11 protein-coding genes and 1 pseudogene are annotated in these 12,558 nt (G+C 69.6%); 6 read left to right on the forward strand and 6 right to left on the reverse strand.

Going from position 1 to position 12,558, the window contains the following annotated elements:
- Positions 1–257 precede the first annotated feature (257 nt).
- Complete coding sequence (locus tag ACFU8W_RS45570) at positions 258–2,501, forward strand: serine/threonine-protein kinase (protein WP_384051197.1); 2,244 nt, start codon at positions 258–260, stop codon at positions 2,499–2,501.
- A 262-nt stretch (positions 2,502–2,763) separates the two neighbouring features.
- On the opposite strand, the gene ACFU8W_RS45575 is transcribed toward ACFU8W_RS45570, so the two are convergent.
- Positions 2,764–2,937 (reverse strand): hypothetical protein, encoded by a 174-nt coding sequence (locus tag ACFU8W_RS45575; protein WP_384051200.1) that lies wholly within the window; start codon positions 2,935–2,937, stop codon positions 2,764–2,766.
- Positions 2,938–2,941: 4 nt separating this feature from the next.
- Here ACFU8W_RS45575 and ACFU8W_RS45580 point away from each other — a divergent pair, with 4 nt between their 5' ends.
- The gene (locus tag ACFU8W_RS45580; RefSeq protein WP_345511618.1) at positions 2,942–3,280 is read left to right on the forward strand and encodes a hypothetical protein; all 339 of its coding nucleotides are present in this window, start codon (positions 2,942–2,944) and stop codon (positions 3,278–3,280) included.
- Positions 3,281–3,399: 119 nt separating this feature from the next.
- On the opposite strand, the gene ACFU8W_RS45585 is transcribed toward ACFU8W_RS45580, so the two are convergent.
- Complete coding sequence (locus ACFU8W_RS45585; RefSeq protein WP_384051203.1) at positions 3,400–3,831, reverse strand: hypothetical protein; 432 nt, start codon at positions 3,829–3,831, stop codon at positions 3,400–3,402.
- Positions 3,828–4,657, reverse strand: a pseudogene (locus tag ACFU8W_RS45590) (IS5 family transposase). Before ACFU8W_RS45590 ends, ACFU8W_RS45585 begins: the two are co-directional and overlap by 4 nt.
- 695 nt (positions 4,658–5,352) lie before the next feature.
- Here ACFU8W_RS45590 and ACFU8W_RS45595 point away from each other — a divergent pair.
- Positions 5,353–6,375 (forward strand): glycoside hydrolase family 3 N-terminal domain-containing protein, encoded by a 1,023-nt coding sequence (locus ACFU8W_RS45595; protein WP_384051206.1) that lies wholly within the window; start codon positions 5,353–5,355, stop codon positions 6,373–6,375.
- Positions 6,376–6,537: 162 nt separating this feature from the next.
- Here the strand turns inward: ACFU8W_RS45595 and ACFU8W_RS45600 are convergent, their stop codons facing one another.
- Positions 6,538–7,098, reverse strand: coding sequence for a nucleoside-triphosphatase (locus ACFU8W_RS45600; RefSeq protein ID WP_384051209.1), 561 nt, complete (start codon positions 7,096–7,098; stop codon positions 6,538–6,540).
- Between the two features lie 111 nt (positions 7,099–7,209).
- Between ACFU8W_RS45600 and ACFU8W_RS45605 the strand changes: the two genes are divergently transcribed.
- A complete protein-coding gene (locus tag ACFU8W_RS45605) occupies positions 7,210–7,662 on the forward strand; it encodes a YbhB/YbcL family Raf kinase inhibitor-like protein (protein WP_345511615.1) in 453 nt (150 codons plus the stop codon).
- A 459-nt stretch (positions 7,663–8,121) separates the two neighbouring features.
- Here ACFU8W_RS45605 and ACFU8W_RS45610 read toward each other — a convergent pair whose 3' ends face one another.
- Positions 8,122–9,219, reverse strand: a complete 1,098-nt coding sequence (locus ACFU8W_RS45610) for a hypothetical protein (protein WP_384051213.1) — start codon at positions 9,217–9,219, stop codon at positions 8,122–8,124.
- Positions 9,220–9,309: 90 nt separating this feature from the next.
- Between ACFU8W_RS45610 and ACFU8W_RS45615 the strand changes: the two genes are divergently transcribed.
- On the forward strand, positions 9,310–9,465 hold the full coding sequence (locus ACFU8W_RS45615; protein WP_384051216.1) for a hypothetical protein: 156 nt from the start codon (positions 9,310–9,312) through the stop codon (positions 9,463–9,465).
- Between the two features lie 233 nt (positions 9,466–9,698).
- Here the strand turns inward: ACFU8W_RS45615 and ACFU8W_RS45620 are convergent, their stop codons facing one another.
- On the reverse strand, positions 9,699–10,682 hold the full coding sequence (locus ACFU8W_RS45620; protein WP_384051219.1) for a LuxR family transcriptional regulator: 984 nt from the start codon (positions 10,680–10,682) through the stop codon (positions 9,699–9,701).
- Positions 10,683–10,923: 241 nt separating this feature from the next.
- Between ACFU8W_RS45620 and ACFU8W_RS45625 the strand changes: the two genes are divergently transcribed.
- On the forward strand, positions 10,924–12,336 hold the full coding sequence (locus tag ACFU8W_RS45625) for an aminopeptidase P family protein (RefSeq protein ID WP_384051289.1): 1,413 nt from the start codon (positions 10,924–10,926) through the stop codon (positions 12,334–12,336).
- The last annotated feature ends 222 nt before the right edge of the window (positions 12,337–12,558 follow it).

Below are 12,558 nucleotides of genomic sequence, written 5' to 3' on the forward strand. Positions count from 1 at the left end.
AACGCTCGGCTGGGAATCCCCAGCCGAGCGCTTCACAGAGCTACTGACGAACGACCCCAACACTCCTCGTGTTGCGACGATTTGTTGAATCCGCCGCTCTTGGCGGGGCTTCGTCCTGTGCGGCACGCGAGCAGCCCTGGGCTCCCTGTTCGTCACCCGCTTTGCTCTGCCGTACTGCCCTGCGGCTAGTTTGTGTGCAGGACAGGTACGCAGGCCCGTGGCGGCAGAGGTGCACGGGGAACGGGAGGTCGGGAAGAGTGTCGCTGCGAGCAGGTGATCCAGCCGAGATCGGCGGCTATCCGCTTGAGGCGCGGCTTGGCTCGGGTGGCATGGGCACGGTCTTTCTGGCCCGTACGAGTTCGGGGCGACCTGTCGCGATCAAACTGATCCACCAGCAGTTCGCGGGGGACGACGAGTTCCGCATCCGTTTCCGGCAGGAGGTGGCGGCGGCGAGGCGGGTGAGCGGCGCGTTCACCGCCGCCGTGGTCGACGCTGCCCCTGAGGCCGAGCAGCCGTGGATGGCGACGACCTATATCGAGGGGCACACGCTCGCCCAGCACATCGCCACGAAGGGCCCGCTGAACGGAGCGGAGCTGAGGAGGCTCGCCATCGGGCTGGCGGAGGCGCTGCGCGACATCCACCGCGTGGGGGTCGTCCACCGTGACCTGAAGCCCTCGAACGTCGTGCTCTCGCCCGAGGGCCCGCGCGTCATCGACTTCGGCATTTCGCGCGCCATGGACCAGCAGACGCTGACGATGACAGGGCGGGTCATCGGTACGCCGCCCTTCATGTCGCCGGAGCAGTTGCAGGCGCCGCGTGGTGTGGGGCCGCGGTCCGATGTCTTCTCGCTGGGGACGCTGCTGGTGTACTCAGCGACGGGCCACGGGCCCTTCGACGCGGACAGCCCATACATGACGGCGTATCAGGTGGTGCACGAGGAGCCGTCGCTGGGTGCCGTGCCGGTGGCTCTGCGCGCGGTCGTCGAGTCGTGCCTGGACAAGGAGCCCAAGGGGCGCCCCTCGGCGGACGAACTCCTCGTGATGCTGCGGGACCTGCCGGCCGACCTCGGTGGGACCGACGCGAACGGGGTTGGCGCGGGCTGCACCCGCGACATGATCACCCAGCATCACTTCGCGACGCGGGACACCCCGGCGCCGACTGCCCCGACCACCGCCCCGGCCGGGCCCGATACAGGGAGCACTGGCACCCCCATCGGCCGCCGTCTGCGTCGCCGATGGCGTCCTGTGCTCGCGGCCGCGGTCGCGGTGGCAGCGATCGGCGGGGGAGCCGCCGCACTGAAGGCGGGCGGCTCTGGGGGGAACAGCGGCGGCGACAAGGGCAACAGCGTTGCGGTGCCGGGTGCCGCACTTCCGGACGGCTTCGAGCCGTGGCGCAAGACTGTGCAGGGCGGTCGCAAGGACATCCCCGACGAGCTGCGTTGCGTCGCGCGCCGCGACGCGCTGTTCTGCGGGGGCGGCGGTGTTGTCGCGACCCGTATCAGGACCCTGGACGGCTCGCGGGTGTGGACGGCGAAGAGCCCGGGCGTCCCCGTCCAGGGCATGCACCTGGTGGGCGCCACCGACGACACGGTGCTCGGTTACCGCTTTGCCGCCCAGGACGCCCCGCAGGACCCTCCCAGCGAGGTGGTGGCCATCGATGCGGACAACGGCCGGGAGCTGTGGTCCGTGCCGTCCGGCGCCCAGTCGACGGCCGTCACGGGTCGGACTCAGGACGCCATTGTGGTCGGCTCCGCCGTCGTGACGGTCGACGCTTCCAACTCCCGCTTCGAGGCCCGGGACGCACACAGCGGTGAGGTCACCTGGACGACGTCGTTCCCCGCGGGTATGCAGTGCGCTCCCGTCCCGGTGGGCCAACAGCTCTTCGCGATGTGCGCGACGGATGTGGAGGTGGATGCCTCAGAGGTGCGCCACCCCACCCTGTACACGGTCGACCGCGCCTCGGGGACACTGGGCAGACCCATCGCGGTTGACGGCCCCGCGGTGCCGATGGGCGTCGCCAACGGCAGGCTCGTACTCCTTCAGGGACACATGGAGGGTACGGCGCTGGCCGGCTACGACGGGGTGGCGCGGGTCGACCCGGTCTCGCGGAAGGTCACTTACTCCCGACTGGCCAAGACATACGCGGGGACGCCCGGCATGGCGGACGGCACCGTCTACGTGAGCGGGCAGACCGGTCTCGTCACAGCGCTCGACCCCGTGACCGGCCGGAAGAAGTGGTCGCGGCAGACAAGCGTGGAGGGTGCGTCGGGTCCCGTTGCGGGAGGCGGCGCGCTGTATTTCAGCTCGGCCACCGGCCGGGTGGTCGCGCTGTCGCCGTACGATGGCAAACCCCTGTGGACAACAGACCCGCAGGCCGATGGTTTGACGGGCGAGCAGGGCGCAAGCCCGCGCGTGACCGTTGCGGGGCGTGCGGTGATCGTGGCCGCGGCCAAGAACACTCTCTTCGCCTTCGACGCGCAGAAGCCGCCGAAGTCGGGCTGACCGGGGCGACACCGGACGCCGGCCGCTTTCCTTGCCGTGCGGACACCTCAGCGGCTCACTCGGTCGCCTGTGCAGCCGGCGACGAGGTGCCCTTTCACCTTCCACAGGCCCACCTGGATGAGGCCGGTGTCGAGTGGAAATCGAGGTCGTCGGCGGCGTGGGTGCCTCCGTCGACGACGTTGAAGTGCGACACCGGCAAGAGGGGTTGTGAGCTGCTGTCGGTTTGCACACAGGTCGCGAGTTGGCAGGGACGGTCTCTTGTCTACGACGATCGCCAGGTGGCGGGGGTGCCCGGGTAGGGCCGGTCGGATTTGCCCGGGGAGTGGTCACCGTCGAGATCGTCGGCCAGGGCGGTGGCGGTCGCGAGGGTGAGAAGGTCATGGTCGAGTTCCGTGTAAAAGATCGTCAATTTGTTCTGACCCTGTGGAACGATCACCGGCATGGAGATCCTTCGGTATGTGTTCCTTGTCTTCCACCTCTTCGGGTTCGCAGCGATCATGGGTGGCCTGTTCTTCCAGTTGCGCGGGAAGGACCCGGTGACCGGCAGTTACATGGTCAGCAGCACGGTCGTCCAACTGGTCACGGGCGCGGGACTCATCTGGACCCGCATATCCCTGGACCTGCCGGTGGACACCGCAAAGATGTGGGTGAAGCTGGGCTTGGACGTCCTGATTGCGGCGACAGCGGTGACGGGCATGCGCAACAAGCAACCGTGGGCCTTCTACGGCGTGGGGACGTTTACGGCCGCCGCAGCCGTAGTGGCCGTCGCCTGGACGTAGTTCCCCAGCGGGCCCGGTTGCGCATTCGGAGCACGAACACGCCCCAGAGGAGGGGTAGGTGACGTACTGCCCGTTTCGGGCCGGCAGCTGGGGCTGCCGGTGGTGGCCTCTCCGGGCGGCTATGGTCGCGGCTGGGTGAACAATCCCTGCTCGGGCTCGAGGGGGATTCCGCGGTCGACCAGTCGCTTGAGCTTCAGCCGGACGTTGTTGACGTTGCTGGGCGTGATCTCCAGGTCCATTGCCTCGCAGACCGCTCGCGCCCGCAGCGGGGTGTGGGTCGCGGCGAACACCGCCATGATCTGCTGGTAGGCCGGGTGGTCCGGCAGCGTCGCGGCCGGCGGCGTCGGTGGAGACTGCGGGGATGGGTCGGGCAGTGCCAGCAGGGTCTTGCGGGTGATGCGGACCTCCTCGGCGACCTGGTCGAACTCCGCCAGCTGTGCGATGAGTTCCGCGATGCGTCCCCGCGTGGCCTCGGCCTGCGCGGCGATCTCGCGTTCTTGTTCCTCCAGGTGCGCCAGCACCGCTCCCAAGGTCAGCTCGCTGCTGCTCATGCGCCGCGCCAGGTGGGGGTGGAGGTCGCGGTCAGCATCCTGCGCATGCGGTCGCTTATGGCCCAGTACACCCGCGACTCGGCGGAGGCGGGCCGGTGCTCGTAGTCCCGTACCAGTCTGCGGTGCAGCATGATGATGCCGTTCACCTGCTCCACCACCCATCTCTTGGACTGCGGGACGAACCCGCTGGTCGCAGGGTTGCGCTCGACGACTTCGACGTCGATGCCGACCTTCTGTCCGTGCTCGACGGCGGCGGTCTTGAAGCCCTGGTCCACCAGGGCCTTTTGGACCGTGTCGGTGTCGGCGGTGACCTTGTTGAGCAGGGCGATGCCGGCGGCGTTGTCGTGCGCGGAGGCGGCCAGCACCACCACCGCGATCGCCAGCCCAAGAACATCAACTGCGAGGCCGCGCTTGCGGCCTGGAACTTTTTTGCCGCGTCCCTTCCGGTGGTGTCGGCGGGCACCCCGGCTGCCGCGTGCAGGCTCTGGGTGTCCAGTACCACCAGGCTCGGGTCGGCCTTGCGTCCCCGGCTCTCGCGGACCTGCCAGCGCAGCAGGTCGTGGATGGTCTGGTCGGTGCCGTCGTCGCGCCACGTGTAGAAGTGGTGCTTCACCGCACCGGCCGGGGGCAGGTCGTGGGGGAGGTAGTCCCACTGGCAGCCGCTACGGGACTGGTAGAGCAGGGCGTTGACGATCTCCCGCATCTCGTAGGCGCCCTGGTGGCCGCTGACGGAGGGATGCTGAGCCTTCCAGGAGGTGATGACGGGCTCGATCAGGGCCCACCGCTCGTCGGACAAGTCGCTCTTGTAGCGCCGGCGGTCGCTCACGAAGCACACTCCAGCATGACGCGGATCCCCGATCAGCCCCGATACGCCTGCGCCACACGTTCCAGCGACAACAAACGCGGCATCACGTCACATACCGCCCTCTCAAGGGCGTGCAGGCGGGCGATGCGCAGCATGCTGTGTACTTCTGGCCGTTCGTTCAGCGGTGGCCTTCGGCAGCGACGGCCTGCGCGGCGACACATAGGCGGCGCGGCCTGATGAGCGGCGTGGAATGCGTCTTCCGCCAGGCTGCCGCGTCGTCACACCGGTCCGCCATAGATCCCTCACACCCACCAAGGGGCGAACAAATGCCCAATAACGTACGGTGTGATGGACGCAGCAAGCCGGGCTCGCCGTGACGGAAGCGGCTGCGCAGCGCGCGGTAGCCCCGGCTCGTCCAGGCCGGGAGAAGAAGCATGACAATACGCGTCCGGCAGCGGCCCAGCCGCCGCTGCACAGCCCTGCGCACCGGGGTCCCGCTGGTCACTCTGGCGCTCGCCGTCACAGGCTGCGGTGCATCGGTCCCGCCCGGGGCAATAGCCGAATCCCCCCGATCCTTCGCTGCCAGCCATGGCACACGAGGCCCGGGTGCCGCCAGTGCACTGCCGAGCCGTACCAGCACTGATGCTGCCCCGGCCACCGCGAGTACCGCCCCGTCGGCACCTGCGGCCACCTGTACCGACCAATACCTGTCCGGCATGACCACTGCTCAACGGGTCGGACAGCTTTTCATGGGGGGAATCTCCGCGGCCCACCCCGATCAAGCTCAGCTGCGCACTCTACGTGACAACCATGTGGGGTCAGTGATGCTGACCGGCCGCAGCACCGCCGGTACGACGGCGACCAGAAAGCTCGTCGACGGTTTCCGAGGCCAAGCGGATCGGATCGCCGGCCGACAGGTCGGCCTCCTCGTCGCGACCGATCAGGAGGGCGGCCGGGTGCAGGTGCTCAACGGCCCCGGCTTCTCGGCCATGCCCAGCGGCCTGACCCAGGGCAGCTGGCCGACCGCGACGCTGCGTACTCAGGCCGCCGGATGGGCCAAGGAGCTCAAGGCTGCCGGGGTCAACCTGAACCTGGCACCGGTCGCCGACGTGGTTCCGGCCGCTCTTGGCACCCGCAACATCCCCATCGGTTCCTTCCAGCGCGAGTACGGCCATACCGCGGACACCGTGACCTCTCACACCGGCGCCTTCGCAGCCGGCTTCGCGCAGTCGGGCGTGATGACCTCGCTCAAGCACTTTCCGGGGCTGGGCCAGGTGATCGGCAACACCGACACCACCGCCAACGTCGTGGACTCGGTGACGACCGTCGGCAGTTCCAGCCTCACGCCGTTCCGGGCCGGGATCCGGGCCGGGTCACCTTTCGTGATGGTCTCGTCGGCCACCTACACCAAGATCGACCCCAAGCACCTGGCAGCCTTCTCACCGACGGTCATCGATCACCTGCTGCGCAGCCAACTCGGCTTCAAGGGAGTGGTCATCTCGGATGACCTCGGAAACGCGGTCGCGGTACGGTCCTTCAGCCCTGCCCAGCGGGCCGTGAACTTCATCGCGGCCGGCGGAGACATGATCCTCACGGTGCGGCCGAGCATCGTACCCGCGATGACACAGGCCATCCAGACCCGGATGCGGCAGGACGCTTCGTTCCGGGCCAAGGTCAACGACAGCGTGCGGCGGATACTCGATGCCAAGCGCAACGCGGGCCTGCTCGACTGCCGTTGAGGCCTTGAAGCAACAGCACGGTGCGAAGCGCTGTGTGCATCGACCCGAGAGCAATGGCCACGCCCACCGTGCGTTCCATGGGGGCGAAGGATTCGGCGCACAGGGTCCCATGCGGCTGTCGCCCCGACTCTGCTTTCGGCAGGTCGGAGGTGGGCCGGACTCTCATCCGTGAGAGGAGGGCCTTCCGTGCGGCCGGTGTTGCTGCAGCCGGGCCGCGAGCTCCCCCGGCAGGACGTCCCGGTTTGCCGGAGTGAGCTGGACGACCTCGATGTCGGCGCGCCGCTTGAGGGCGTCGGTGAACGGATCGCGGTGCGTGTGGACCGTGGCGACGACGTCGACCTCTGCGTCGAACAGCGCGTCGACCGCGTGCCGGAACGCCGTGCACGCCAGTTCCATCCGCCCCAGCTCGTCGATGAGGACCAGCCTCCCTGTAGCTTCCTCGGCTGCTTCCGTCCGAAGCGACGGCAGCGCCAGTCGCTCCATGACGCCCAGGTCGACGCCGTATTTCCCTACCCGTGGCGGACCGGGCAGGTCGACATGGGCGAGTACCTCCCGCCGGCCTGCCAGAGTCTCCAGGGCGAATCCGACGCGGGCGCCGGATTGCCGGATCTCCTCGGTAGTGAAGCCGGTGGCCGCGTGGGCGGGCAGCAGCGCGGCCAGCCGACGGATGGCGGTCGTCTTGCCCGCGCCAGGGCGGCTCTCGAGCAGGATCCTTGTCGGCACACTGCCATCTTCACCCCCGCTTCCGGTGGCGGCCCGGGTGGGCTCGGCCGAACGGGGGATTTGAGGGTGCGGACCGGTGCTGGTGCCTCCGTTGCGGGTATGGCGGCGCGCATGAGCGGAATTGAACTCAGCAGCACCGCGTTCGACGACAAAACGGTGATCCCCCGTCGGTACAGCGGGGAGGGTGAGAACATCTCACCGCCCCTGACCTGGTCGGGGGTGCCCCACGAGGCCACGGAGCTGGTGCTCCTGTGCGAGGACCCGGACGCGCCGGGGACGACCTTCCTGCACTGGCTGGTGACCGGCATCGATCCGGGGACCACCGGGGCGGCGGAGGGCCATAAGCCCCTGGGGGGCCTGCCGTGGCCCAACGGCTTCGGCCGCGTGGGCTGGGGAGGGCCGATGCCTCCACCGGGGCACGGGCCGCACCGCTACTTCTTCCGCCTGTACGCCCTGTCCGAGCCGCTGCCGCTGCACGACCACCCGGGTGCCGAGGACGTGCACCGTGCCCTGAAGGGCAGGGAGCTGGCCTCCGGCACCCTGGTCGGGACCTATCAGCGCTGAGCGCGTCACCGCTGGTCGTAGCCATGGGCGCCGTACAGTCGTACAGCCGGACGAACCGGGCCGCGGTGACCGCCCTGCGTTGCACCAGGCCGCGGGCCGTCGCTCGTACTTCCTCGTTGCGGTGCCGGTGAGCGGGGTCCGGTTCCGGCCAGGCGCAGCCCGGGCAGTCGAAGCCCTTGGTCCGGTTGACGTTGGGCAGCGTCAGCGCCGTACGGCGGACCGTCGTCTGTTCCAGGGAGTACCGCAGCGGGTTGGCCACCGGCGGCATGCCCACCGCCCAGGTCTTGGGCCGGGTGATCGAGACGTCCGTCTCCTCCGCACCGTTCCTGCTCCTGTCCATGTGTTCCATCCGTCGCGCTGCCGCTCCAGCCCGGTGTCGGCACGTTCCGCGCGCGGCGCGATCCGGGGCGGCCGCGCGCAAGGGGTGACCCGTGATCCGGGTCGCGCAGCGCGCCGGCGTCAGGACGGGGTCCCCTGGTCGGTGTACCGCAGCAGGGCGCCCACGCCCTCGTACAGCCTCAGCTCGCTCTCCGGTACGACGACCAGCTCGGCACCGGTGCCGACGAGGGCCCGGACAAGGGCCTCGTCGGCGCGTTCCTCGCGCGGGGCCCGCACGCCGAAGGAGAGCAGCTCCGCCTCGGTCAGGGCGAGCTGAGTGGGCTGGGAGCCGGTCCAGAGCCGCAGCGAAGACCCCGGCGGCCGGTTCAGCAGCAGCGCCGCGACCTGGCCGCGCTGGAGTGCGGCGACGGTGGCGGCCAGCCCCTCCGTCATGGGTCCGTCCAGGGCGCGCCGGCCGATGAAGATGTCCACGAGTTCCCGGTCGTGCGCGGCCATGCGGCCGCGGAAGACGCCATCGAGCTGCGGCTCCAACAGGGCACGTCCGGTGTCGGTGGGGGTCCGTCCGCCCACGCGTACGACCTTGTCCCGCAGGGTGTGCGGCAGGCGGCGAATCAGTACGTTGCACGCCCACTCGTCCCCGCCCACGACGACGGCGTCGGCATGGGCGCGCCGCGCCCGTTCGTCCAGCCGGTGGCCGAGCCGGAGGGAGGCGCGGTGCCAGGTCGCCACCGCGACCCTGTGGTGCAGCCGCTCACCCGGGGTGACGGTGGACGCGGGCCAGATGCCGGTCTCCGCCTCCAGAGTTACCCAGCCGTGGGTCTCGGCGGTCGGAAGGCCGCCGTAGTGGACGACTACGGCCATGTAGGGGATCTCCGGAACGTGCTGGGTGACCAGGGGCATCGCGTCCGGCAGGGTGCTGTAGCGCGCGGAGTCGTGCTCGGGCGGCCTGGGCAGCTCCCCGTCCAGGACGAGCGTGCCGTGGGCGGCGAAGATGGCCTGACCGTGCACCCCCGGCACCTCTGCGTCGGCGCCGACCACCTCCTCCAGTACGTTCAGCAGCGCCCGGTCCGAGCCCTGACGGGAGAGACTCTCGCGCAGCCGCCGCCAGCGCAGCGCGATCGCCCGCTCGGGATGCTCGACGTCTCGGGAGGTGTCCAGGTACACGGAGGCGAACGGGCCCGGCTCCGCGTAGAGAGGATCAAGGAACGACAACCTCATCGCCACTCCTCGTCGATGGTCTCCCCTCCTTTGATGATGCGCGCCCCCGGGGGGCGATGGAGTTCGAGGAGCGCAAAGCAGTACACCCCGGTGGGGGATCGGCTTGCGACGGCGGTGACCGGGGACGTGGCGGCAGCCGTGGACCAGTTGCGCGGGGTCAGGGACGACCGTGCCCGGGTTCTCGGCGAGGAGCACCCCGACACGCTGGCCACGCAGGCGGAACTGGAGGCGCTGCTCGGGGGTTGACCGGACGGATGGCGGGACAACGGAACCGACCGGGTCACCGCTGCCGGCGATGACCCACGTTGAGGTCTGCCGGCGCGCAACGTGCACCGTGATGGCTCCGCCGGCCAGGGTCCCGAGCAATGCGCCCGGACGCCGCGGCGCTCTTCGGCACGATGCCGAACCACCACCGACGAGCAGCGCGACCGATCAGGGGCGACGCGTCGTCCCTGCCGGGGTGGACGGGCATGCTCCGGTCACAGCCATCCGCAACGTTGCGCCTGCAGAGCCATCTGGAACCGGCTCGTGGCACCCAGCCGGGCCATCAGGATCTGTACCCGGCGGAACAGCGTGCGGCGGCTGATTCCGATCTCCCGGGCGATGACCTCGTCGCTCGCACCGCCGGCCAGGAGCCACAGCAGGCGGCGGTCGGCGGGCAGCAGGCCGCCCGGCCGGGCGGTGCGGCCGTGGAAGGGCAGTGCGTTCTGCCATGCCTGCTCGAACAGCGCCACGAGCGCGGAGAGCAGCCCGCACGGCTGCACGACCAGCATGGTGTTGTGCACATCGGCCTCCTTGATCGACAACGACACGAGCGCGTACGCCTCGTCGATGATCACGAGCTTGACCGGCACCGACGGCAATACCCTGGCCTGCTCACCGGCCTCGATGCACGGTTCGATGACTTCCTCCAACTGGCCCGGATGCTCCAACGACTCCCGGGAGTACACGACACGCTGCGTCACACCGCGGGCGAGGGTGGCCAGCGCATCGTCGGTGGCGCCGGCAAGGGGGAAGTACGGCGGTGAGTCGAACTGCCGGATCTGTTCGCGGGCACTGGCCCAGGCTTGGCGCATCCTGGGACCGATGGCTTCCCCGGTGACGACTTCGACGAGATCGTCGTTGTACGCGGCGAGCCGCTGCCGCCGGAACGACTCGAACGCGCCCCCGACGGTGATGCGCGACTCGTCGAGCTCGGCCGCCCGGTGCCGGCCGAGGATCTCCAGCCCTGCGGCGGGCGGAACCGGGGCCACCACATCCCCGCCCTCCACGGCGGCACTGGCCAGGCCTGCGTCGACCAGTTCGCCGTACGCCGCGGCGAGTTCCGCGCCGTCCAAAGCGGCCGCGGCCCCGATCGTGCTCAGCGGAGCGGGCGCCAGGTCCAGCAGAGCCATGTAGACCCGTCCTGCCTCGTGCTCGATCCCCAGAAGCCGAAGAGCCTCGCCGAGTTTTGCATTCGCCATGTGTCGCATTATCGACGGCTCCCGTTGGGTCCGGGCAGGTCGTTCGGATCTCCGATGGCCGATCTGTGCCATTGGCAGTCTTCGGCACCCGGTGGGCGCGGCGCGGGGTACCGTCCGGGAGCCGCCGACGACCGGTGGCAGCGAGGGGGCCTGGGGCCGCACCGGGACGGAGTTCGGCCTGTCCGTACGGGCCTCTCTGCCCCTCGCCCCTGAGGAGCCCGTCCAGAAGAAGGTGTACGAAGTGGCGAAACGTCGAAAGAACGGTCTCTACCAAGGGATCTCCGAGGAGCTTTCCGCCCTGATGCGGACGGGGTGGGCAGACACCGAGCGGCACGGTCTGCAGCTCAGCGAGCAGGCTCCGTACGCGGCCCGCCGTCGCGCCGCGCTCTCCGAGCGCTTTCCCGGCGAACGCCTGGTGATCCCCTCGGGGAACCTCAAGGCCCGCTCGAACGATGACAGCTACCCGTTCCGGCCGTACTCGGGCTATGTGCACATGACCGGGGACCAGGCCCGTGACGGCGCTCTCGTGCTCGAACCCCGCGCGGACGGTGGCCACGACGCGTACTGCTACCAGCTGCCACGGGACAGCAGGGACAACGACGACTTCTGGACAGGCGCGACGGCAGAGCTGTGGATGGGCCGACGTCGTTCCCTCACCGAGTCGGAGCGCGTGCTCGGACTGCCCTGCCGAGACGTCCGCACGGCCGCCCGCGACCTGGCCGCTGCCTCCGGCGCACCGACGCGGATCGTCCGTGGCCACGACCCGTCCCTCGAGGCCGCTGTCACCACTGATGAAGAGCGTGACGCCGCGCTGGAGGAGGCGCTCAGCGATCTCCGCCTCGTGAAGGACGAGTGGGAGACAGCCGAGATCCGCAAGGCTGTGGACTCCACTGTGCGCGGATTCACCGATGTCATCGGGGAGCTTTCCCGGGCGATCGCGTCGTCCGAGCGGTGGATCGAGGGAACCTTCTTCCGTCGGGCACGTCTCGAGGGTAACGCTGTCGGCTACGGCTCGATCTGTGCCGCGGGCGAGCATGCCACGATCATGCACTGGACGGACAACGATGGTCCGGTGCGCCCGGGCGATCTGCTCCTGCTCGACGCGGGCGTGGAGACACACTCCCTCTACACTGCCGACGTCACCCGCACGCTTCCGATCAACGGGACCTTCACGCCACTGCAGCGCGAGATCTACGACGCGGTGTACGAGGCGCAGGAGGCCGGTATGGCGGCGGTCAAGCCGGGTGCCCGGTACCGCGACTTCCACGAGGCGTCGCAACGTTACCTGGCGGCGCGGCTGGTCGAGTGGGGCTTTATCGACGGCCCCGTCGACCGTGCGTACGAACTCGGCCTGCAGCGCCGCTTCACCATGGCCGGAACCGGCCACATGCTCGGTCTGGACGTCCATGACTGCGCGAACGCCCGCAACGAGGAGTACGTCGACGGCGTGTTGGAGCCGGGCATGGTGCTCACCGTCGAGCCGGGCCTGTACTTCCAGGCGGACGATCTGACCGTGCCCGAGGAATGGCGCGGCATCGGCGTCCGGATCGAGGACGACCTGCTCGTCACCGACAGCGGTCACGAGAACCTGTCGGCCGGCCTGCCGCGCGCCGCGGACGAAGTCGAGGTGTGGATGGCCAGGTTCGCGGGCTGAGCGGGTCGTCTGCGTGGCGGTTCGCCCTTCCCGTGACCTGAGCCGCCCAGTCGAGTCCGAGGCCGGTCAGGTGCGGGAGCCTGTGCTCGGTCTCGTGTCGTGGCGCCCTGGTTCCCGGCCGGGGCGACTGACTACGGCTTCGGCGTGGGAGGTCACCGTTGGGTCGCCGAAGCCGTCATCGCCCTGCTGGACGGGTTCCGCTGCTTTGGCTTCGACCGGGAA

Source organism: Streptomyces sp. NPDC057565, assembly GCF_042801455.1.
GTDB classification, from domain to species: Bacteria; Actinomycetota; Actinomycetes; order Streptomycetales; family Streptomycetaceae; genus Streptomyces; species Streptomyces yanii.

Coding starts and splice junctions, on each gene's coding strand:
- ACFU8W_RS45580 (WP_345511618.1), top strand. CDS start 2,942: ATGGAGATCCTTCGGTATGTGTTCCTTGTCTTCCACCTCTTCGGGTTC.
- ACFU8W_RS45585 (WP_384051203.1), bottom strand. CDS start 3,831: ATGAGCAGCAGCGAGCTGACCTTGGGAGCGGTGCTGGCGCACCTGGAG.
- ACFU8W_RS45595 (WP_384051206.1), top strand. CDS start 5,353: ATGACCACTGCTCAACGGGTCGGACAGCTTTTCATGGGGGGAATCTCC.
- ACFU8W_RS45605 (WP_345511615.1), top strand. CDS start 7,210: ATGAGCGGAATTGAACTCAGCAGCACCGCGTTCGACGACAAAACGGTG.
- ACFU8W_RS45610 (WP_384051213.1), bottom strand. CDS start 9,219: ATGAGGTTGTCGTTCCTTGATCCTCTCTACGCGGAGCCGGGCCCGTTC.
- ACFU8W_RS45620 (WP_384051219.1), bottom strand. CDS start 10,682: ATGGCGAATGCAAAACTCGGCGAGGCTCTTCGGCTTCTGGGGATCGAG.